Annotated in this window: 20 protein-coding genes; 7 read left to right on the top strand and 13 right to left on the bottom strand. The window is 63.6% G+C overall.

The annotated features are described in order from the left end of the window. Positions 1–118: 118 nt before the first annotated feature. Entirely contained in the window at positions 119–1,729 is a 1,611-nt protein-coding gene (locus SKA58_RS10965) for an ATP-binding protein (protein WP_037542990.1), read from the top strand. 9 nt (positions 1,730–1,738) lie between these two features. Here SKA58_RS10965 and SKA58_RS10960 read toward each other — a convergent pair whose 3' ends face one another. Next, positions 1,739–2,518, bottom strand: coding sequence for a TSUP family transporter (locus SKA58_RS10960; protein WP_009822494.1), 780 nt, complete (start codon positions 2,516–2,518; stop codon positions 1,739–1,741). A 132-nt stretch (positions 2,519–2,650) separates the two neighbouring features. Continuing rightward, positions 2,651–3,679 carry a polyprenyl synthetase family protein gene (locus tag SKA58_RS10955; protein ID WP_037543445.1) on the bottom strand — a complete coding sequence of 343 codons (1,029 nt, stop codon included), beginning with the start codon at positions 3,677–3,679 and terminating at the stop codon, positions 2,651–2,653. 106 nt (positions 3,680–3,785) lie between these two features. On the opposite strand from SKA58_RS10955, the gene SKA58_RS10950 reads away from it, so the two are divergent. Next, the gene (locus tag SKA58_RS10950) at positions 3,786–4,064 is read left to right on the top strand and encodes a chorismate mutase (RefSeq protein ID WP_009822492.1); all 279 of its coding nucleotides are present in this window, start codon (positions 3,786–3,788) and stop codon (positions 4,062–4,064) included. On the opposite strand, the gene SKA58_RS10945 is transcribed toward SKA58_RS10950, so the two are convergent. From SKA58_RS10945 to SKA58_RS10900, 10 genes are all read right to left on the bottom strand, one after another. Continuing rightward, on the bottom strand, positions 4,065–5,042 hold the full coding sequence (locus SKA58_RS10945; protein ID WP_009822491.1) for a cupin-like domain-containing protein: 978 nt from the start codon (positions 5,040–5,042) through the stop codon (positions 4,065–4,067). A gap of 60 nt (positions 5,043–5,102) precedes the next feature. Beyond that, the gene (locus tag SKA58_RS10940; protein ID WP_037543444.1) at positions 5,103–6,011 is read right to left on the bottom strand and encodes a DMT family transporter; all 909 of its coding nucleotides are present in this window, start codon (positions 6,009–6,011) and stop codon (positions 5,103–5,105) included. An 86-nt stretch (positions 6,012–6,097) separates the two neighbouring features. Then, positions 6,098–6,526: a DUF2147 domain-containing protein gene (locus tag SKA58_RS10935; RefSeq protein WP_009822489.1), complete on the bottom strand. Its 429-nt coding sequence runs from the start codon at positions 6,524–6,526 to the stop codon at positions 6,098–6,100. 127 nt (positions 6,527–6,653) lie between these two features. Further along, positions 6,654–7,643, bottom strand: coding sequence for a type II secretion system F family protein (locus tag SKA58_RS10930; protein WP_009822488.1), 990 nt, complete (start codon positions 7,641–7,643; stop codon positions 6,654–6,656). A 17-nt stretch (positions 7,644–7,660) separates the two neighbouring features. Beyond that, entirely contained in the window at positions 7,661–8,659 is a 999-nt protein-coding gene (locus tag SKA58_RS10925) for a type II secretion system F family protein (protein WP_009822487.1), read from the bottom strand. Positions 8,660–8,711: 52 nt separating this feature from the next. Further along, on the bottom strand, positions 8,712–9,986 hold the full coding sequence (locus SKA58_RS10920) for a pilus assembly protein CpaE (RefSeq protein WP_009822486.1): 1,275 nt from the start codon (positions 9,984–9,986) through the stop codon (positions 8,712–8,714). A gap of 1 nt (position 9,987) precedes the next feature. Beyond that, the gene (locus SKA58_RS10915; RefSeq protein ID WP_009822485.1) at positions 9,988–10,635 is read right to left on the bottom strand and encodes a CpaD family pilus assembly protein; all 648 of its coding nucleotides are present in this window, start codon (positions 10,633–10,635) and stop codon (positions 9,988–9,990) included. A gap of 16 nt (positions 10,636–10,651) precedes the next feature. Continuing rightward, the gene (locus SKA58_RS10910; RefSeq protein WP_009822484.1) at positions 10,652–12,112 is read right to left on the bottom strand and encodes a type II and III secretion system protein family protein; all 1,461 of its coding nucleotides are present in this window, start codon (positions 12,110–12,112) and stop codon (positions 10,652–10,654) included. Positions 12,113–12,122: 10 nt separating this feature from the next. Then, positions 12,123–13,136, bottom strand: a complete 1,014-nt coding sequence (gene cpaB / locus SKA58_RS10905) for a Flp pilus assembly protein CpaB (RefSeq protein ID WP_009822483.1) — start codon at positions 13,134–13,136, stop codon at positions 12,123–12,125. Between the two features lie 51 nt (positions 13,137–13,187). After that, positions 13,188–13,661 (bottom strand): A24 family peptidase, encoded by a 474-nt coding sequence (locus tag SKA58_RS10900; RefSeq protein ID WP_009822482.1) that lies wholly within the window; start codon positions 13,659–13,661, stop codon positions 13,188–13,190. A gap of 42 nt (positions 13,662–13,703) precedes the next feature. Between SKA58_RS10900 and SKA58_RS10895 the strand changes: the two genes are divergently transcribed. Both SKA58_RS10895 and SKA58_RS10890 read left to right on the top strand, forming a co-directional pair. Continuing rightward, positions 13,704–14,669: an alpha/beta fold hydrolase gene (locus SKA58_RS10895; protein WP_009822481.1), complete on the top strand. Its 966-nt coding sequence runs from the start codon at positions 13,704–13,706 to the stop codon at positions 14,667–14,669. Next, positions 14,666–15,769 (top strand): NAD(P)/FAD-dependent oxidoreductase, encoded by a 1,104-nt coding sequence (locus tag SKA58_RS10890; RefSeq protein ID WP_009822480.1) that lies wholly within the window; start codon positions 14,666–14,668, stop codon positions 15,767–15,769. The genes SKA58_RS10895 and SKA58_RS10890 overlap by 4 nt, the downstream gene beginning before the upstream one ends. On the opposite strand, the gene ubiG is transcribed toward SKA58_RS10890, so the two are convergent. Next, entirely contained in the window at positions 15,770–16,504 is a 735-nt protein-coding gene (gene ubiG, locus SKA58_RS10885; RefSeq protein WP_037543439.1) for a bifunctional 2-polyprenyl-6-hydroxyphenol methylase/3-demethylubiquinol 3-O-methyltransferase UbiG, read from the bottom strand. It lies immediately after the preceding gene. Positions 16,505–16,724: 220 nt separating this feature from the next. On the opposite strand from ubiG, the gene SKA58_RS10880 reads away from it, so the two are divergent. The 3 genes from SKA58_RS10880 (at position 16,725) to SKA58_RS19160 (ending at position 20,197) form a co-directional block, all read left to right on the top strand. Further along, complete coding sequence (locus SKA58_RS10880) at positions 16,725–17,990, top strand: aspartate kinase (RefSeq protein WP_009822478.1); 1,266 nt, start codon at positions 16,725–16,727, stop codon at positions 17,988–17,990. A 126-nt stretch (positions 17,991–18,116) separates the two neighbouring features. Further along, entirely contained in the window at positions 18,117–19,130 is a 1,014-nt protein-coding gene (locus SKA58_RS10875; RefSeq protein WP_037543438.1) for an NAD(P)H-dependent flavin oxidoreductase, read from the top strand. Positions 19,131–19,216: 86 nt separating this feature from the next. Further along, complete coding sequence (locus tag SKA58_RS19160) at positions 19,217–20,197, top strand: hypothetical protein (RefSeq protein WP_228225929.1); 981 nt, start codon at positions 19,217–19,219, stop codon at positions 20,195–20,197. Positions 20,198–20,201 lie beyond the last annotated feature (4 nt).

Here is a 20,201-nt window from a genome sequence, read left to right as displayed (position 1 = left end):
GCCACGCAAAAATTCTGGAGGCCAAGGAAAAAGTTGCGCCCGCAATCGTTGCTGCGGCACGCGGTTCTTTCGAACCTGCGGTCGGCCAATATGTGACATTGAACAGGTGGTGGAGACGATGCCCAATTTGACGGGGAATGCGGAGCGCTATCGCACCCTGTTCGAATCGATGGATGAAGGCTTTTGCATCATCGAATTTCTGGACAGTCCACATGGCCCCTTGAGCGATTACATTCATGTCGAGGCCAATGCCGCCTATGAACGGCACGCTGGCATTGCCAACGTCGTAGGTCAGAAAGTCCGCGAGATGGTGCCGGATGAGGCGGATGGCTGGGTCGAGCTGTACGGCGGCGTTCTTCACAGTGGAAATCCGATCCGGTTCCAGCGCGAACTGGTGGCGACCGGCCATCATCTGGAGGTTCATAGTTTCCGGGTTGGCCCCTTCGAGGACCGGCAGGTCGCCGTCCTGTTCAAGGACATAACTGACCGCGTGCAGGCGGAGCGCGCCCAGCGCGAACTTCAGGAGACGCTGGAAGCGCGCATCACCGAAGCATTGGCCGAGCGGGAGGAAGTGGAACTCGCGCTGCGCCAAGCGCAAAAGATGGAGGCTGTGGGTCAGTTGACCGGCGGCCTTGCCCATGATTTCAACAATCTTTTGGCCGGTATTACCGGCGCGTTCGAGATGATCGGTGTGCGTCTGGCGCAGGGGCGCGTGAGCGATGTGGAGAAATATCTGGCCGCAGGCCAGGGCGCGGCCCGCCGCGCCGCCGCACTGACGCATCGGCTGCTCGCCTTTTCACGGCGGCAGACGCTAACGCCCAAGCCGGTCGTCGTGAACCGTATGCTGGGAGATTTGTCCGAACTGGTGCGGCGTACCGTCGGACCGCAAATCAATGTAGAAACCGTCGCCGCAGCCGGCCTGTGGCCGGCGATGGTCGATGTCAACCAACTTGAAAATGCGCTGCTCAATCTGTGCATCAACGCCCGCGACGCGATGCCCGATGGCGGCACGATCACGATCGAAACCGCCAATCGCTGGCTGGACGATCGCACCGCACGGGACCATAATCTGACCGCTGGTCAATATGTGACCATCTGCGTCAGCGATACCGGCACCGGCATCGACAAGGCTATGCTGGACCGGGTGTTCGATCCCTTCTTTACGACAAAGCCGATCGGGCAGGGGACGGGGCTTGGCCTGTCGATGGTCTATGGCTTCGCGCGGCAGAGTAACGGCCATGTCCGTATTTATTCCGAGGTCGGGCAGGGCACGATGGTCTGCATTTACCTGCCGCGCCATCGCGGGGAGGAAGAACAAGATATTATCCTGCCGGGCGATATGCCAGCGACAGTCGATGCCGGCGAAACGGTGCTGATCATTGACGATGAACCGTCTGTGCGGATGCTGGTGAGTGACGCGCTGACGGATCTGGGGTTTCGCTGCCTGGAGGCGGGCGACGGCCCAGCGGGGCTGCGCCTGCTGGAATCGGAGGCGCGGATCGACCTTCTGGTGACGGACGTGGGCCTTCCTGGCGGCCTCAATGGCCGTCAGGTGGCGGAAGCGGCGCGCGGATTGCGGGCGGATTTGCGTATTCTGTTCATCACGGGCTATGCGGAAAATGCCGTGCTCAACCATGGCCATATCGAACCAGGCATGGAAGTGCTGACCAAGCCTTTCGCGGTTGATGACTTGCGTCGGCGCGTCGCGACCCTTTTGCAGTCGCAGTGAGGGCCAGCTTTATCCGAACAAATAAAGGTGGATGGGGTTTTTCGGATCGATCAACATCTTGGCGGTAAGCGCCAGCGACATCAGGATCAGCAGCGGTTTGATGAGCCGCGATCCAAAGCGCATCGCCAGATGCGATCCGATCTGGCCGCCGATAATGCTACCGCAGGCCATGGCCAGGCCCGCAACCCAAATCACATGGCCGCCCGCGAGCATCGTCAGCAGGCCAGCGATATTGCTTGCGAAATTAGCCGCCTTGGTCTGCGCTGTTGCGCGCAGGATCGAAAGCCCGCCCAGCGCCAGGAAGATGGTGGTGTAGAAAGCGCCCGCTCCGGGGCCGAAAAAGCCGTCGTAAAAGCCGACGACGCCGATCAGGCCGGATAGCCCTGCTATGCCGATCCGGGCATGGCGGTCAGCGTCGCCCAGCTTGGGCGAAAAGGTGAAATAGGCCGCCATTGCAATCAGCAGCGCGGGCATGAGGCCGGCGAGGATGGACGGATCGACCCGTTGCAACAACCATGCGCCGGCCACGGACCCGATGAAGGCTGCCATTACCGGCCCCTTATAGGTTTTAAGATCCATATGCCCACGCCGCGCATAGGCGACGCATGCGCCGAACGTGCCAAAGCAGCTTTGCAGCTTGTTCGTCGCCACGGCCTGCACAGGGGGAATGCCGGCCGCCATCAGCGCGGGCAAGGTGATGAGCCCGCCGCCGCCCGCCATGGCGTCGATGCACCCCGCCATCAATGCAGCGGCGACCAGGAAGGCGAGCGTTTCGGGGGAAAGGATCATGGCATGTCCGGTTCAGCGTAACGCCCGTTGGGGTCAAGCATGTCGAAGGGCAAATTCGTGGACGGAAAAGGCCCGCGATGATGGGCAAATCCGCGTGGATGGTTGGGGAGGAGAACGGCGATGCCGTTCCCCTCAATAGGCCCGCGCTATCGCAAATTCGACCGCTTCGGTAAGGGCCGCTTTGGCCCGGCCGGCATCAAACATCCCCAGCGCATCGATCGCCCGCTGGCCATAATGACGCGCGCGCGCCAGCGTATCGGCAATAGCACCGGTCTGGCGTAGCAGGCCGGTGGCGTGGGCCAGGTCCGCATCGCTGACGCGGTGGCCGGCAATCGCCGCCTTCCAGAAAGCGCGGTCCGCCTCGCTTCCCCGCGCATAGGCGAGGATGACAGGCAGCGTCACCTTGCCATCGCGGAAATCGTCGCCCGCATCCTTGCCCATCGTCGCTTCGTCCGATTCATAGTCGATCGCGTCGTCGATCAACTGGAAGGCGATGCCCAGGTTGCGGCCATAGACGTCGAGCGCCTGTTCTTCAGCCTCGCTGCGATCGGCGACGACAGCGGAAATGCGGCAGGCAGCGGCGAACAAGGCAGCGGTCTTCGCGCCGATAATATCGAGATATTGTTCCTCGCTCGTGTCGATCTTGCGCTGGGCGGTCAGCTGGTTGACTTCTCCTTCGGCGATCACGGCTGACGCGCCGGACAGGATCTTGAGCACCTTGAGCGATTCCGCCTCGACCATCAGTTCGAAAGAGCGGGAAAAGAGAAAATCGCCGACCAGGACGCTGGCGCTGTTGCCCCAGATGATGTTGGCGGTCTTGCGGCCACGCCGCATGCCCGATCCATCGACGACATCGTCATGAAGAAGCGTCGCGGTATGGATGAACTCGACAGCCGCGGCCAGCTTGTAGTGGCGCGCGCCTGCATAGCCGACCAAGTCGGCGCAGGCGAGCGTCAGCATCGGCCGCAGCCTCTTGCCGCCGCCAGCGATAAGATGTCCCGCCAGTTCCGGGATCAGCGGGATGCGGGACTGCATCCGATCCAGGATCACGGCATTGACCTGATTCATGCCGTCGGCAACCAGGTTCATGATGGGGTCAAGCGACGGCGCGCTCGAAGCGCGGCCAATAGGATGGACGTTACCGGGTGCAGGTGCTGTCATGACCGCGATCATGTGGCGGTGCAAAAGCGCAAAGGCAAGCGGGAATAGCTTGCACGCCGGCCCGCGAGCAGCAAAAAGCGCCGCGACCAACCCAAGGAGCCGGCCCATGGACGAGACGTTGAAACGCTACCGCGAAAGCATCGACAATATCGACGCGGCGCTGGTGTTCATGCTCGCCGAACGGTTCAAGGTCACGCAGGCGGTCGGCGAATATAAGGCGACCCATGATCTGCCGCCGGCCGATCCGGGCCGAGAAGAGCGACAGATTGCGCGATTGCGGCAATTGGCGGCGGACGCGAAGCTGGACCCCGACTTCACCGAGAAGTTTCTGCGTTTCATCATCGATGAAGTGATCCGCCATCATGAGCGGCTTCGCGAGGCCTGATCAGCCGGCGGGATAATTTTCATGGCCCGCATTGGGCCAGTGAAAACTGGTATAGGTGAGCATCGTCGAGAAGCTTTCCGACCGCACTTGGTGCCACCAGCCGATCGGGATGAAGAGCAGGTCGCCCGGCGTCAGCAGCACCTCATAACGCAGCACGTCGCGCGCTTGCGGAAACCGCTTTAGCTGGGCCTCGTCCGTTACGTCCCGTACGTCGCTGAACACATGCCTGCGATGCGCGAGCCGCCGCGTTTGCGAAGGCGGGATCAGGATCAGCCGCTTGGTGCCGGTGACTTGCGCCAGCAAATTGTTGGTGAGGTCGAAATGCAGCGGGGTGAAGGCGCCCGCGCCGCCGATCCACAACATGCCCTGCGGCTGGCGCAGATAGGGGTCGAGATGGCCGAGATCCTCATCCAGGGGCGCCAGCGCGGGCGCATTGGTGGTGCTGTTCGACGCGGTCAGATAGGCGTCGTTGCCGCCCGCCCGCACTAGATCGATGAAGTGGCGGAAGGTCGCCAGCTTGCGGTGTCGTTCCTTCTTCAGCTCATAGTCGGCAGCACTGGAGCGACCGCCCTGATATTCGATCTGCGCGTCGCCGATCCGGTCGACCAGATAGTCCGGCGTCCAGCGTTCCAGCGCCGGCCAGCCGGTCATCGCTTCCTTGATCAGTACCGGGCGGCCCGGCGCGTAGAAGCTGTGGAGAAATTCCTCACCCGACAGGTTTTCGGCCGTCAGCAGGCCCGATGCATAGGCCGACAGGGCGCGCTGCGCCTCCTGCACGTCGGCCAGCCAGTCGCGCCGGCGCAGCGCCAGCCGATGCTCGTCGGAAGGGGGCGAGGACAGGGGCGCGGGCGCAGCCTGCTTGGCGACGGGCACGGCCGGGCGCGACGCCGGCGCGCGACTGAAGTCGATCTGGCGAAGCGCCATCTGCATCGCCAGGTCGGCGGACTGGGCGGGAAGGGAGGGCGGACGCTTGCTCATGCCGCCGCATAGCGCGCGATCATGACGACGATGTTGCAGGCGATGACGTTTATGTGACGATCAAGCCGGCTCGACCAGTTCGGCAGCGGCGTCGCGACCCTTGGCGCGGCCCTGCGAGCGACCGAGCAGCACGCCGCCCAGCGCCAGGGCGAAGCCGATGAGCTGCACCGGCCCCAGCTGTTCGCCGAACAGCGCCCAGGCCTCGATCGCGGCCAGCGGCGGCACGAGCAGCAACAGCATCGACATGGCCGTCGGCCCCTGATGCCGTACCAGCCAGACCAACAGGCTGAGACCGCCGGCAGACAGGCCCAGCACTGACCAGCCAAGGCCGATCCATAAAATCGGGTCATTGTCCCACCGCCATTCGCCAACGATCAGCGTTGCCGAAACCGCGACGATGGTGCCGCCCAGGTTCTGCGCCGCGCCTGACATCAGGATCGGGTCGCTGGCAATCTGGCCGCGCTGGATGAGCGTGCCTCCCGTCATGGCGATGATGGCGAAGATGCCGGCCAACACCGGGATGACTGGCACTGCGGTAGTGCCGCTGCTTTCGATCGCGGGCATCAGGACGCAAACAACGCCGGTGATCGCGATGAACAGGCCCAGCCAGCTCCGCCCGGGCAGACGATCGCCCAGAAGCGCCACACTAGCCACTGCCACCATCAGCGGCTGCGTCGCGCCCAACAGCGACATGATCCCCGCCGGCATGCCCCGGCTGACTGACCACCAACTGACTGTCAGATAAAGGCCGTGCAGCATGGCACCGGCCGTCAGATGCAATCCCAGCCGACGGCCACGCGGCCAGCTCTGTCCGGCAAAGGCGGCCGCGCCTGTAAGCAAACATGTCGTGGCGCCCAGCCGAATCGCCAGCACCAGCTCAGGCGCGCCATGGGGCACCACCGCCCGCGCCACGATGAAGCCGGTCGACCAGATGAGAACGAATAAAAGCGAAGCGACGAGCCCGATCATCGCTCGCCCTTGGCCCAACTGTCCGATTATGTCGAGGCGCATTGGCCTCGACGCGCGTGTCTAATCCCTTTTGCCGATGTCCGCTGTCAGCGTACCGGCGTCCAGGTCTGCGTCTTGCAGAAAAAGGCGATGCAGCCCTGCACCTTGAGCGTCCCGTCCTTGTTGCGGCTGATCTTGCTGCTGTAGCTCTTGCCGCTTTCCGGATCGTAGATCGTGCCCTTCCAGAGATCGCCCTCGTCCTTGAAGCCCGACAACAGTGCCAGACCCACCAATGGCTTGGACCGCAGCGCCGGATCGGGATTCTTGATGTCGGTCTGCGGACGGCCGGGCGTGGGCTTCACGATTTTTTCGATCCGGCCGCACATATGCTTGCCGCAGGGCGCGATGTTGACGATCGCCTTGCCATCGACGGTGGCCCAGCGGCCCGTTACCGGCTGCGCCGCCTGCGCTGGGAGCGCGGCAAGAGCGCCGAACGCCAGCGCAGCGACAGGGGCAATGGTGCGGATGATGGACATGCGATCCTCTCTTCTTTCCTTTTACGTTAGCGTAAAATAGAGAAGGAAAGCCCTTTGCGCCAGCGCTTTATCCTTGGGAGGGCGATGCCGCGACCGACGCTACGGCAACCGCCCCATGACAAGCGCCTTAGAAAGCCGCGCTGATCGAACAGGCTGCCGGACCCAGGATGACGACGAACAGGGTCGGCAGAATGAAGAGAATCAGCGGAACGGTCATGATGGCCGGCAGGCGCGCGGCCTTTTCTTCTGCCCGCATCATGCGTTCGTGGCGAAATTCGGCGGAGAGGACGCGTAGCGCCGACGCCAGGGGCGTGCCATATTTCTCGGTCTGGATCATGGTCGTGACCACGCCTTTGACCGCATCCAGCTTCACGCGAGAGGCAAGATTTTCGAACGCCATGCGCCGTTCGGTCAGAAAGCTCAGCTCAATTGCAGTCAGGTGAAATTCGTCGCCCAGTTCGGGATAGGCCTTGCCCAGTTCGCGGGCGACACGCGCAAAGGCGGCGTCCACGGTCAAGCCCGCCTCGGCGCAGATGACCAGCAGGTCGAGCGCGTCCGGCAACCCCTTGCGGATCGCAGCCGATCGCTTCTGCACCTTGTTGTCGATGAACAGGTCGGGCGCCTTGTAGGACAGGAGCAGAGCCACCGCGAAGGCGAAGAAGCGCTTCATCGGACCCCATTCAGGCAGGATGCCCACGCCGTAGAGCAGGATCGCGGCCATGCCGCCGATCGCGATCGGCAGGATCATGCGGCCGAAAATGACCGCAACCGCCAGATCCTTCGATCGAATGCCGGCCTGCGCCAGGCGCACCTGCACATCCTTGAGCTGGTCGTCCTGCAGCACCTTGAGGCTGGAGAGGAAGGACCGCATCTGGTCCGTCGTCTGGTTGGACTTGACCAGCTTGGCGCGGCGCTTGGCGGTGGAGGCGGTGATGCCGGCCTTCAGTTGTTCGCGCCGTTCGTTCAGCGCCTTCACGCGCTTGGCCATGGGATCGCGCACCGTCATCACGGCGTAGAGCGCGAACAGGACGGCAAGTGTCGCAAGGCCAGCCAGCAGCGTGCCGAAATCGGTGGCGGTCATGCCGAACAAGGTGCCGGCGGGGGTAGGGGCTTCCATATCCTAATGCCTCGCCATCAAATTTCGAAATTGATCATCTGGGCCATGATGAATGCGCCAATGCCCATCCAGCACATGCCGCCGATGCCAATGACCTGCATCGTGCTCAGCCCGAAAATCCCGACCGGATCGGGCGTGAAAAAGGGCTTCATATAGTCGAAATTGATGTAGCAGATCATGCCGAACACCAGGAACGGCAGCACGCCGATAATGTAGGCCGACGCTTTTGATTCCGACGACATGGCGCGAATCTTGAGCTTCATCTGCGATCGCTGGCGCAGCACTGTGGCCAGGTTCGACAAGGTTTCGGCCAGGTTGCCGCCCGTTTCGCGCTGGATAGACAGCGTGATGACGAAGAACTGGAATTCCGCCGTGCCCAGCCGGTCGGCGGTTTCCTGCAATGCTTGCTCCATCGTCCGGCCGATCTTGATGCGTTCGGTGATGAGCTTGAACTCCTCGCCCACGGGGCCGGGAATCTCATTCGATACCACGCCCAGCGTCTCGGCGATCGGCAGGCCCGAACGCAGGCCGCGCGTCAGCAATTCCAGCGCATCGGGAAATTTCGCATTGAACTGGCTGACCCGCTTCGTGATCAGGCGCCCGACCCACCAGTGCGGCAGACCAAGGCCAGCCGCCGCGCCGACCAGCATGGCAAAGAAAAATGGAAATCCGCGCAGGGCCAACAAGGCGGTGATCAGGAGAAAGATGATTGCGCACGCCGTCATATACTGACTGAGCGTCCATTTCTTGCCGGTCATCTTGATGCGCTTGGTCAGATTGTCCGGGTTTGGCACCAGAGACACCAGCATCTTGGCTTCGGCTCCCGTGGGACGATTGGAAATCGCCCGGCGCATGCGCGCTTCCAGTAAGGCCTCGGCAGATTCGCCATGACGGCCGCGGATCGTGGCGACGCGGCGCTTGCGCGCCTTTTCGGGCGACGGACCGGCAAAGGCCATCGCCACCATCCCCAGCATCGCCGCCAATAGCACTGCGATCAAGATGACATTGCCGTCCATGCATTCGCCCCGTCCGCTATCGGCCGCCCGTCCAATGGGCGGCGCGCATTCCTCAGTCTTCGCTCGCGACCTTGTCCTTGCGGCGCGCCGCCAGCATGCCCTTGAGGTCGATCTTGTTGAGCAGGGATTCGCCCTTGCCTGATGGGCGCACGTCCCCGTCCTTGTCCTCTGAACCCAGCGCTTCGTTCAGCAGCGCGGCGCAGGCCGCGCCCACCTTGCTGCCCTTTGCAACGTCGGCCATCGTCTTGCCCAGCTTCGCCGCCTGCGAAGCGACGCGCAGGTCGAATGGGATCAGGATATCGACCTTGCGCTCGATCGACTGCTCGAAATCCTTGCGGCTGATTTCCGGGGAGCCGGTCTGCACCTTGTTGGCGACGACGATGGCGCGTGCCTGGGGTGCATTGGTCTTGAGCCAGGACAGGATGCGAATGGTGTCGCGCGCGGCCGCCAATGTGAGTTCTGTCACGACCAGCGCCGTGTTCACGTCCCCCATCAGATGGGGATGCTGGATCAACATGCCACGCGGCAGGTCGATGACGCTGCATTCGAAGGCGGTGTGGAATTCCTCCAACAACTGGTAGAAAGCGCCGCCATCGGTGAGCATCGGCTGGCTGATCGGCGCTTCGGCCGACAGGATCGCAAGCGTGTCGCTGGCGCGCACCATCGCGCGCTCGATAAACAGGCCGTCGATGCGGCTGGGATTTTCGATCGCGTCGGTCAGGCCGCGGCCCGGTTCCAGGTCCAGCGCCAGCGCGTTGGTGCCGAAATGCACGTCAAGGTCCAGCAGGGCGGTCGCCCGCTTCTTCTTGTCCGACAGCATCCAGGCAAGCGAGGTGGCGATGCTGGATGCGCCGACGCCGCCGCGCGTGCCGATGACCGCCATCGTGCAGTGCGGCCGTTCAGGCCCCGCGTCGCGCGGCGCCATGAACACCGCCTGCGCCTGCGCCAGCGCATCGCGCAGCTGGTCCGCGCCAAAGGGTTTCAGCAGATAATCCTGAATGCCGCTGGCGACGAGGTCGCGGTAGAGGCGGACGTCATTGACCTGGCCGGCGGCGATAACCACCGTGCCGGGTTCGCACACTTCCGCCAGGCTGTTGATGTCGTTGAGCGGGTCGCCGCTTTCGGACATATCGACGAACAGGATTTGCGGCGAGGCCGTGATGGACAATGTCTGGACGGCATTGCGCATCCCGCCCTTGTTCACCTTTTCGGGCGCCCAGCCCATTTCGGCGGCGACGGCGCGCAGCACGTCAAAGCTGTGATCGTCGCAGACAAAGGCATGAAACGGATCGCGCAGGGCGCCGCCCGGTTTCCAGGGTGCGTTCATGTTATTGCTGGCCTCCCGCCTGAAGCTGCTTGAGATCACCCGCGCCGGTGGGCGCCTTTTCCCGATAGGTGGAAATGGCGCGGTTGGACGTCGCGGTGCGCAGATCGCTGTCGCTCGACTGGCCGCGCACCAGATCTTCCGGATTGGCGACCATGGCGGCCAGGTTGCTGTTCACGCCGCAGCCGAAATTGGACGAGGTGCCCAGCGTCATTTCGCTTTCCTGCTTGGCGCTCCAGTCCGGGCAACCCGGCACGCTGGCGGTGGCGCGGCGCACGATCAGGCGGATGCTGCCCTGTGGCGCAGCGCCGGCGATCGCCGAGCTGTCCTCACCGACCAGCAGGCCGTGACGCGCCACGACATTGGCGATGCCTTCGCGCAGCGCGGGGCCATAATAGCCGTCATTCACAATGGCGACCTGATCGCCATAGCCAAGGCCGATCGACACGAACCAGTCGTTGAGGCGCGCGGCTTCGGCCGGCGGCAGCGTGTCGCCGGACCCCGCCATCACGTCGAATGTGTAGGCGGCGTGGCTCACAACCGGCTGATGCACCGATTCGACGCCACGATTGGGGCTGTCGGACGTGCAGGCCGCCAGAGGCAAGGCCAGCATGGCCAGAGCACTCAGGGTCTTGAGGGACAGAGAGGTCATTTCCTTGGTCCTTCCGTCAGAAACTGAAGCCGGGAGCGGCATCGCCATCCTTGCGGGCGACGACCGGCGGCGATGCGGCCGATGCTTCCGGGCCGGGTGTCGGCATCGGAGCGCCGGGCGCGCGGCTGGGCATCGGGCGGCGCGCGCCGCTTGTGCCGCTATGGCTGCGTTGCAGGAACAGGCCCTCGCCCAGATCGGCGTTGCGGAAGCCATCCGTGGGCAGGCGCACGTCCGACGCATTCATCGGCTTCACCAGATAGGGGGTGACGACGATGACCAGCTCGGTTTCATTGCGTTGGAACTGGCGCGACTTGAACAGGCTGCCCAGGATCGGCAGGTTGCCAAGGCCCGGGACCTTGTTGACGTTGTTCGATGCCTCATTGTTCAGCAGGCCCGCGATCATGAAGGCCTGACCCGAACCCAGTTCCACCGTCGTTTCGGCGGTGCGGCTCTTGAGCGCAGGCACATTGGCGTTGATCGAGAAGTCGAGGCTGGACACCGTTGGCCGGACGCGCAGCGAAATGCGGCCATCGGCCAACACGGTGGGCGTGAAGGCCAGCTGCACACCATATTGCTTGAATTCGATGCTGTTGCCCTGAAGCCCGTTGGAAACGGTGTAGGGATATTCGCCGCCCGCCAGGAAGCTGGCGGTTTCGCCCGACAATGCGGTCAGGTTGGGCTGCGCCAGCGTGGAAGCAAGCCCGCTCGATTCGGCAAGGTCCAGCGCCCCGGCAATGTCCATGCCCAGGATGCGGGCGACGCCACCCAGGCTATAGCCGCCATCGATAGGATTGGTGAAATCCCAGCTGTTAGTGTCGGCATTATATTGCGCAAAGTCCCGCAAACCGCCGCCGACATTGCCGGCAACTTTGCCGCCGCTTCGATCGACGCTCGCGAAATTAGTGCCGATCTTGTGGCCGACATCCTTGGCGACTTCGGCGATCTTGACCTGAAGCATGACCTGCAGGGGCGTCGCCATGCGCAGGCGGCTGACGACCGTCACATCCTTTCCGACAAAGGCCTGGGTCAGCCGTTCGACCTCGGCGGCATCCTCCGGCGCCTGGATCGTGCCGGTGAGCAGCACCATGCCGTTCATCGTGTTTACGGCGATATTCGCGCCCGGCATGGCGATGCGCAGCATGTCGTCGATGCTGGTGATATTGTTGCCGACCCGGACCGTGCCTGAAAACAGCACCTTGCCGTTGGGCGCGGTAGCGAAGACCGTGGTTTCGCCCGCCTTCTTGGCAATCAGGTACAGCTGGTTCTGCGAGCGGACATGGACGTCGACCACTTCGGGGTCGGCGATCACAACGTCCGACATCTTGGCCGGCAAGTTGATGACGCGGCTGCCGCCCACGGACAGCAGGATTGCATTGTCCTGCATGCTGGAGGTCGCGGCATTGAGCGCGCTGGTGGGTACGGCCGCGCAGGCGACCGCCAGGCCGATCGCAATCGCGGGACCGGCAAGCTTGTGCATAGGCTTCATCTTACTTCCCCCCGACCGGAACTTCGGTCACAGTGGTGCCGCGCGCCACCCGGATCGTCGGCCCCTTGAAGGCGACAGTGCCGACCGGCGCGCCGTTGGCGGCCATGGCGGGCGGCACAGGGGCCTCTGCCTTGGCCGGGACCGAGCTGCGCTGGTAGCGCGACACGTCCGCTCCGGTGGAATAAGTGCTGCCCCGGTCGACCGGTCGCGCGGCGAGCTTGGCGAGGATCGCCTTTTCCGCCGCCGGGCTTGCGCCTTCGGGCAGGTCGACGTCAGCGCCGGCAATGGCGGCGTCGAGGTCAGACGGCGTGTCCGCCATCGACCGCAGCGACATCGACAGTGATCCGACGGTCTGCGCCACCGCGATCTTTTCGGCAATCTTGGGCGTCACTTCCAAGGTGACGTTGGAATAGGTCTGGACGACGGGCTTTCCATCGGGGCCAAGCGCATCCATCCGCTGATCGGTCGCCAGCACGCGCAGGTTGCGCAAGATGGTTTCCGACACCTTGAGCGGTTCGCCATCGCCGCCGCCCGCGACGCTTTGCGTCAGGACCAGGTCGATGCGGTCGCCCGGAAAGACGAAGCCGGCAACGGACGTCTGGGCCGACACGGGCACCGTCACGGCGCGCATGCCCGGCGCCAGTGCGGCCGCCAGGAAGCCGCGATCGCCGGGCTTCACGAGAGAGCCTTGCGTCAGCGGCTGCCCCGCCGTGATGGCAGTGCGGATGACGCTGCCCGCCAGTCTGGCCGGATCGGCCTGACCGCGCAGATAATAGGCCTGCTCGACAAGATCCTTGGGCCAGGGCTGGAAGCGGAAGCTTTCCGCATCGAGGATGGTCCCGACCGGCAACGCCTTGACGGCCACCAGCACATGCGGCTGGTCAGCCTCGACCGGCATATTGGCGGCATTAACAGATGGCGTGCTCGACGAACTTAGCATGTTGCGCGCGAGCAGCGCTGTTGTAACGGCTATGATCAGCGCGCCAACAAGCAGCACGATCTTCTTAGCATCCATGACGAAAAACGCCTCCCTCGAGCGGGTGCCATGCCCCCATTGCCCCACTCATCACGCAAATTGGTTAAGATATCGTTCGCCAATCACCCACAGAGCGGCGAGCGAGATGGCGACACCATAAGGAATCTCGGGTTGTCCGGCTTTTTTAGCGATTCGGTGGTGGATCAGGACGACCAGCGTCACCGCTCCTCCCAGCACTGCCATCAGCATGACCAGCGCCATCAGCACCTGCCAGGGAAACCACAATGCCAGTGCGCCGAGCAGCTTGACGTCGCCTCCGCCCATCATGCCCAGCGCGAACAGGGCGGCGAAAAGCACGAAGACGATCGCGCCGAGTAACAGCTGCGTCGCCATGCCCGGCCAGACATCCAGTCCGCATGCCAGCCACCACAGCGGCGCCAGCAAGGCGACGGTCATATTCAGGCGGTTGGAAATGATCCTGGAACGCATGTCGGTAATCGCCGCGGCGATCAGCAGCGCGCACAGAGCGATCATCAGCGCCCACTGGAAATATTGCCCCGACATGCGCACTATTCCCTAGACCGCATGGCTTACCAAACCGTAACCATGCGCGCGATGGATTCGCCGCTATTCCCCGCTTCTCAGCCGTTCGACCGGCGCGCCTGGCCGATGAACGGGCGGCTGGACTTCTGGCATGCGCGGGACGGCTGGCCAATCCGCCGCTATCGTCTGGGCGACGGCGCGCGGGGCCGACTGCTGGTCATCAACGGTCGCGGCGACATGATCGAGAAATATCTTGAACTGATCGACCATATGGCGCGGCGTGGCTGGGCCGTCACGGCGTTCGACTGGCGCGGGCAGGGCGGGTCGGGACGGCTGACAGATGATCCTTTGTGCGGGCACATTCCGGACTTTGCCGATTATATCACGGACTTGCGCGACCTTGCACGGGACTGGCGTGCGGATGGTGAAGGGCCGACCGCGATGCTGGGACATTCGATGGGCGGGCATATGCTGCTGCGTGCGCTCAGCGAAGGCATGACGCAGCCCGATGCTGCTATTCTGACAGCGCCGATGCTGGGGGTGCACACCGGGCCTATGCCGCGCTGGCTGGCGGTCGCCGTGGCGCGGATGATGCTCTGGCGGGGGCTGGGGGACAGGCGCGCCTGGACGCAAAAGGAGGAATCGGAGCGTCAGCGCCGAATTCGTCAGAAGCGATTGACCCATGACCCCGAACGCTATGCCGACGAAATCTGGTGGCGCGACCATAGCCGCGAGATTGCGCTGGGGCCACCAAGCTGGGCCTGGGTCAATCAGGCGCTCGAATCGACGCATGCGTTGCAACAGGATGACGACCTGTCGCGCGTCCGATGCCCGATCCTGATCCTGGCGGCGCAGGCCGATCAGCTTGTTTCGACCGCGGCCATTCGCCGCGTCGCAGCGCGCCTGCCAAACGCGCGCCTGCATGTCTATGGTCGCGAGGCCGCGCACGAGATACTGCGCGAACTCGATCCGGTGCGGCGTGATGCGTTTGGCCGGATCGAAGCGTTTCTGGACGAGGCCGCCCGTTGAAGACTTTTGATATCGTCATCGTGGGCGGCGGTATGGCGGGCGCTAGTCTGGGCGCGCATCTCGCGGCCGATGCCTCGGTCCTGATATTGGAAATGGAACCACAGCCGGGCTATCACGCTACGGGTCGTTCGGTCGCATTCTGGGAAGAAACCTATGGGGGCCCGGCGGTGCAGCCGCTGACGACAGCCTCGGGGCCGCTGCTCGCCTCCCCCGACCCTGATTTCCACGATCGCACGTTCCTTTCGCCGCGTCGCACATTGCATGTCGGGCGTAGCGGCGATGCGCCGCTGCGCGACGCCTTGTTGCAGCGATTCGCGGGAACCGTGACGCTCGAACCCGTGGATCCGGCGCCGTTGGTGCCGGGCCTCCGGTCGGACTGGACCATCGGCGTGATGGAGGAAAGCTGTCGCGACATCGACGTGGCGGCGCTGCATCAGGCCTATCTCCGTCGCTTCGCCGCGAAAGGCGGGGAGATATGGGTGAATGCGCGCCTCGAGTCAGCGCAAGGGGGTGCAGGCAACTGGCATATCCAGACGTCCCAGGGCGCCGTGCAGTGTGGCCTGCTGGTCAATGCAGCGGGCGCATGGGCCGATGAAATTGCCCGCCGCAGCGGCGTCGCACCTATCGGCATCACGCCTTTGCGGCGCACCGTGGTGCAATTGCGCGTTCCCACTTTGCCGTCGGCCGATCTGCCGCTGGTCATGGACCTGCGTGCGGGCTTCTATTTCAAGCCGGAAGGGCCGGGGCGCGTCTGGTTGACACCGCATGACGAAGCGCCATCGCCGCCCTGTGATGCCGCCCCGGAGGAACTGGCGGTGGCGGAAGCGGTCGCCCGGTTTGAAGCCGTGGTGGATTGGCCGGTCGAGCGGATCGAGCATCGCTGGGCGGGGCTGCGCAGCTTTGCGCCCGATCGCGCCCCCATCTATGGCCATGATCCTGTGCAGCCGGGCTTCTTCTGGTTTGCCGGGCAGGGGGGCTTTGGCATTCAGACCGCGCCGGCCGCCGCGCTTCTGGGACACGCGCTGATCACGCGATCGCCATTGCCGACTGCGATTGCCGCCCTGCCAATCGACCGCTATCGGCCGCAGCGATTGCGCTGATCAGCTCTTGGGCCGCGCGGTCAGAAGATAGTTGATCGCCTTGTTCGCGGACAGGCAAAAGCCGCGCGCGGGATCGAAACTGAGCCCGCTGCTGTCGATCACGTCCATTCCCGCCGCATCCAGCAACGCCGTGAGTTCTTCGGGCGTCAGGAATTTGCCCCAGTCGTGCGTGCCTTTGGGAATGCCGCCAATGCTTTCGCCCACGGTGATCATCGCGATACGCGACAATGGCGTCCGGTTGGGCGTGGACAGGATTAGCAGGCCGTCAGGCGAGACTTTGCTTGCCAGCGCGCGCACGAAGGTCGCCGGATCGACGACATGTTCGATCACTTCCATCGACGTCACCAGGTCAAAGCCGCCTTCCGCCATTTCTTCCACCGGGGTTGCGCGATAGTCTATGGTGAGGCCCTGACTTTCGGCGTGGCTGAGCGCGGCAGCGATATTTTCCGGCGCGGCGTCCAGTCCGGTGACAGATGCGCCCAGTCTTGCGAGCGGCTCCGTCAGCAACCCGGCGCCACACCCGACATCCAGTGCGCGCCGGCCCTCCAGCGGCCGGAATGCCTTTTCCCGACCCGGCCACTGCTGGTCGATGGCGGCGCGGATATAGCGCAGCCGCACCGGGTTGAGCTTGTGCAGCATCGCGCTCGACCCCTGCGGGTCCCACCAGTCGGCGGCCATAGCGCCGAAATGCGCGGCTTCCTTGGGATCGATCGTCGCTTGAGCGTTATCAGCCATATGTGCCTTCATCGGTGGGTTCCATGCTTCTAGCAGCCGATATGCCACGGGCAAAGAGACGGTTCAGCAAGAGCGTCGTGCAGCACCTCTACAGGTGCATCCATCATGGGCGCGCATGGTTCCGGATTGCTTGCCATATCCACCGCGGCTGCTAATAGAAGCGCCGTTTCGCCCCTTGGGGACATATTCTTTCATAATAACGGCAAGGTTCGGCACAGAAATGGCGCGCATCGTGATGAAATTCGGCGGCACCTCCATGGCGGGGATGGAGCGAATTCGCAACGTGGCCGCGCGCGTAAAATATGTCGTGGGACAAGGGCATGAAGTCGCTGTCGTCGTCTCCGCCATGGCTGGCGAAACCGATCGGCTGGTCGGTTTTTGCAAGGAAGCCTCTGCCCTTTATGACCCGGCCGAATATGACGTCGTCGTCGCATCCGGGGAGCAGGTGACGAGCGGTCTGCTGGCCATGACATTGAAGTCGATGGGTGTAAACGCGCGCAGCTGGCTGGGTTGGCAATTGCCGATCCGCACGATTGAGGCCCATGCCAAGGCGCGCATTTCAACGATTGAAACCGACACGCTGGTTGCAGCGATGCAGGCGGGGCAGGTCGCGGTCATCCCGGGTTTTCAGGGCATGATGGACGATGGCCGGGTGTCCACGCTGGGACGCGGCGGATCCGACACATCTGCGGTCGCCGTGGCGGCGGCGATCAAGGCCGACCGCTGCGACATCTACACCGACGTTGACGGCGTCTATACCACCGATCCGCGCATCGTTGCACGCGCCCGCAAGCTCGACCTCGTCACCTATGAAGAGATGCTCGAACTGGCCTCGGTCGGCGCCAAGGTGCTGCAAACACGCTCGGTCGGCCTCGCCATGAAGGAAGGCGTGGTCGTGCAGGTGCTTTCTTCCTTCGATGAACCCACCCAGGATGACCTTCCCGGCACGCTGATCGTGAGCGACGGAGACCTGGAAGCCAAGCTCAAGGAAACGAAGATGGAACGTCAGCTCATCACCGGCATCGCCCATGACAAGAATGAGGCGAAGATCATCGTCACGCGCGTCCCTGACAAGCCGGGCGCGGTGGCCAGCATCTTCACGCCGTTGGCGGATGCGGCGATCAACGTCGACATGATCATCCAGAATGACAGCAAGGACACGGAAGAAACGGACGTGACCTTCACCGTGCCGCGCGCCGACCTGGCGCGCAGCGTCGACATTTTGGAAGCGCGCCAGGAAGAGATCGGTTTTCGCCGCATCATCACGGATACCGAAGTCGCCAAGATCAGCGTCGTGGGCGTGGGCATGCGCAGCCATGCGGGCGTCGCGGCGACCATGTTCAAGACGCTGGCCGATCGCGGCATCAATATCGAGGCGATCTCCACCAGCGAGATCAAGGTCAGCGTGCTGATCGACGAGGATGAAACCGAACTGGCGGTGCGTGTGCTGCACACCGCCTATGGCCTCGATGCACCGGCGGTCTGATCTTCCCTCTTTACTAAACGCGTCATTCCCGCGAAGGCGGGAATCCATCTCACACCCCATCGCCGGTCGCAGCGCCGGTAGGTGGATCCCCGCCTGCGCGGGGATGACGACAAGAAGTACATATACATGACTACCGCTAAACTCGCCTCCCTCATGGCTCGCGGCACGGATTTTCTAGGGTGCGAAACCGCGATCCTGTGCGGCGCGATGAGCTGGGTCAGCGAACGCAATCTGGTCGCGGCGATATCCAACGCCGGCGGCTTTGGCGTGATCGCCTGCGGGGCGATGACGCCGGAACTTCTGGAAAGGGAGATCGCGGCGACTAAAGCGCTGACCGACCGGCCCTTCGGCGTCAACCTCATCACCATGCACCCGCAGCTGTTCGACCTGATCGACGTGTGCGCGCGCCATGAGGTCGGGCATGTCGTGCTGGCCGGTGGCCTGCCGCCCAAGGGCAGCATTGAGGCGATCAAGCAGAAGGGGGCGAAACTGATCTGCTTTGCGCCCGCGCTCAGCCTGGCCAAGAAGTTGGTGCGCTCGGGCGTCGACGCGCTGGTGGTCGAAGGGATGGAGGCTGGCGGCCATATCGGCCCGGTTTCCACCAGCGTGCTGGCGCAGGAAATCCTGCCACACATGGCGGAGCAAGTGCCGGTCTTCGTCGCGGGCGGCATCGGCCGGGGCGAAGCGATCGCGGCCTATCTGGAAATGGGCGCGGCCGGGGTGCAGCTTGGCACCCGTTTCGCCTGCGCGACCGAAAGCATCGCCCACCCCAATTTCAAGAAGGCTTTTTTCCGTGCTTCGGCCCGCGACGCGGTGGCGAGCGTGCAGATCGACGCGCGATTGCCGGTCATTCCGGTCCGCGCACTTAAAAATGCCGGGACCGAAAGCTTTACCGCCAAGCAGCGCGAGGTTGCCAATCTGCTTGATGGCGGAACCATCGAAATGATGGAGGCGCAATTGCAGATCGAACATTATTGGGCGGGCGCTTTGCGCCGCGCGGTGATCGATGGCGATGTCGAAGGCGGCTCGCTGATGGCCGGTCAATCGGTCGGCATGGTGACGAAGGAGGAGCCGGTCGCCACCATCATCGCACAACTGATGGAGGAGGCCGCGCAGGCGTTGGCGCGGCGAGCCGCCTGAAACCTTGCGGTAAACCGAGTGTTGGGCATATTCCCCTCAAGCCCACTGCCCGGCATGACCGGCCTATCATCCTCTCGGAGAATTTGATGTTCGTCTCGCGCCGACTATCTGGCCGGATTTCCCTGGTTTCGCTGGCGGTTCTTGCTGCCTGTTCGACACCGCCGCCACCGCCGCCGCCTACGCCTCCTCCTGTCGTGGTGCCGACCGTACGGCCTGTGCCGCCGGACAATGCCGCTGAAGGCATGTCCATCCCGACCAAGGATGAAGATGGCAAATATCTGACCGCTAATCGGGGCGTCACGTCCAACACCGCGCTGTGGCATGTGCGCATGGCGCTCAACGTCGCGGCACTCAATTGCGACAAATATGGCGCGACCGCGCGCAACCAGTATAACCAGTTATTGGCAGTCCATGGTCCGGTTCTCAAGGCCGCCAACGCGGCCGTCGATCGCAACTACAAGGTCGCTTATGGCAATGCGGCTATCGGATCGCGTGAACGGCTGAATACGGTGGTGTATAATTTCTTCGCCTTGCCACCGGTCATCAAGCATTTCTGTCCGGTTGCCGTCGCCGTCGGCGCAAAGATGCTTTCCACGCCCTCGTCGCAATTGCTGCTGATGGCTCCGGAATGGCTTGAGGAACTGGAAAAGCCGTTCCAGGAATTTTACGCCGCTTATGAAGATTATCTGCGCCGCCTGGCGGAATGGCAGTCGCGTTTCGGCGCGACCGTGACGGTCATCGTGTCGCCGACGCCCTTGCCGCCGCCGCCAAAGCCGCCGGGCGAAGCGCCGCCGCCGGGATGGCAGCCAAGCTATTCCAGTGCTTTGGAGGCAAACGCTCCGCCGCCCGGAGATGCCGCAGGCACCGCCACCTCATCGTCGTCTACGACCGTACAATCGCTGCCGGGCGATATGGGCGCGAACGTCCCGTCCTCTGCGACCGTACAGCCTTTGCCGCCGTCCTCGACCGGTGCGATCGTCGGACCGCCTGCACCCGCCCGCACATTGCCGGACAATAGCGCGCCGCCGCGTCTGGAAGTCCAGCCGCTGCCGACGACCGGCGAATAGGGCC

It is taken from the genome of Sphingomonas sp. SKA58 (genome assembly GCF_000153545.1).
In the GTDB taxonomy this organism is placed as follows: Bacteria; Pseudomonadota; Alphaproteobacteria; order Sphingomonadales; family Sphingomonadaceae; genus Sphingobium; species Sphingobium soli.
Note: the sequence above shows the minus strand (reverse complement) of the source record. Positions and strands in the feature narration are given on the sequence as shown.

Coding starts and splice junctions, on each gene's coding strand:
- SKA58_RS10965 (WP_037542990.1), top strand. CDS start 119: ATGCCCAATTTGACGGGGAATGCGGAGCGCTATCGCACCCTGTTCGAA.
- SKA58_RS10960 (WP_009822494.1), bottom strand. CDS start 2,518: ATGATCCTTTCCCCCGAAACGCTCGCCTTCCTGGTCGCCGCTGCATTG.
- SKA58_RS10955 (WP_037543445.1), bottom strand. CDS start 3,679: ATGACAGCACCTGCACCCGGTAACGTCCATCCTATTGGCCGCGCTTCG.
- SKA58_RS10950 (WP_009822492.1), top strand. CDS start 3,786: ATGGACGAGACGTTGAAACGCTACCGCGAAAGCATCGACAATATCGAC.
- SKA58_RS10945 (WP_009822491.1), bottom strand. CDS start 5,042: ATGAGCAAGCGTCCGCCCTCCCTTCCCGCCCAGTCCGCCGACCTGGCG.
- SKA58_RS10940 (WP_037543444.1), bottom strand. CDS start 6,011: ATGATCGGGCTCGTCGCTTCGCTTTTATTCGTTCTCATCTGGTCGACC.
- SKA58_RS10935 (WP_009822489.1), bottom strand. CDS start 6,526: ATGTCCATCATCCGCACCATTGCCCCTGTCGCTGCGCTGGCGTTCGGC.
- SKA58_RS10930 (WP_009822488.1), bottom strand. CDS start 7,643: ATGGAAGCCCCTACCCCCGCCGGCACCTTGTTCGGCATGACCGCCACC.
- SKA58_RS10925 (WP_009822487.1), bottom strand. CDS start 8,659: ATGGACGGCAATGTCATCTTGATCGCAGTGCTATTGGCGGCGATGCTG.
- SKA58_RS10920 (WP_009822486.1), bottom strand. CDS start 9,986: ATGAACGCACCCTGGAAACCGGGCGGCGCCCTGCGCGATCCGTTTCAT.
- SKA58_RS10915 (WP_009822485.1), bottom strand. CDS start 10,635: ATGACCTCTCTGTCCCTCAAGACCCTGAGTGCTCTGGCCATGCTGGCC.
- SKA58_RS10910 (WP_009822484.1), bottom strand. CDS start 12,112: ATGCACAAGCTTGCCGGTCCCGCGATTGCGATCGGCCTGGCGGTCGCC.
- cpaB (WP_009822483.1), bottom strand. CDS start 13,136: ATGGATGCTAAGAAGATCGTGCTGCTTGTTGGCGCGCTGATCATAGCC.
- SKA58_RS10900 (WP_009822482.1), bottom strand. CDS start 13,661: ATGTCGGGGCAATATTTCCAGTGGGCGCTGATGATCGCTCTGTGCGCG.
- SKA58_RS10895 (WP_009822481.1), top strand. CDS start 13,704: ATGCGCGCGATGGATTCGCCGCTATTCCCCGCTTCTCAGCCGTTCGAC.
- ubiG (WP_037543439.1), bottom strand. CDS start 16,504: ATGGCTGATAACGCTCAAGCGACGATCGATCCCAAGGAAGCCGCGCAT.
- SKA58_RS10880 (WP_009822478.1), top strand. CDS start 16,725: ATGGCGCGCATCGTGATGAAATTCGGCGGCACCTCCATGGCGGGGATG.
- SKA58_RS10875 (WP_037543438.1), top strand. CDS start 18,117: ATGACTACCGCTAAACTCGCCTCCCTCATGGCTCGCGGCACGGATTTT.
- SKA58_RS19160 (WP_228225929.1), top strand. CDS start 19,217: ATGTTCGTCTCGCGCCGACTATCTGGCCGGATTTCCCTGGTTTCGCTG.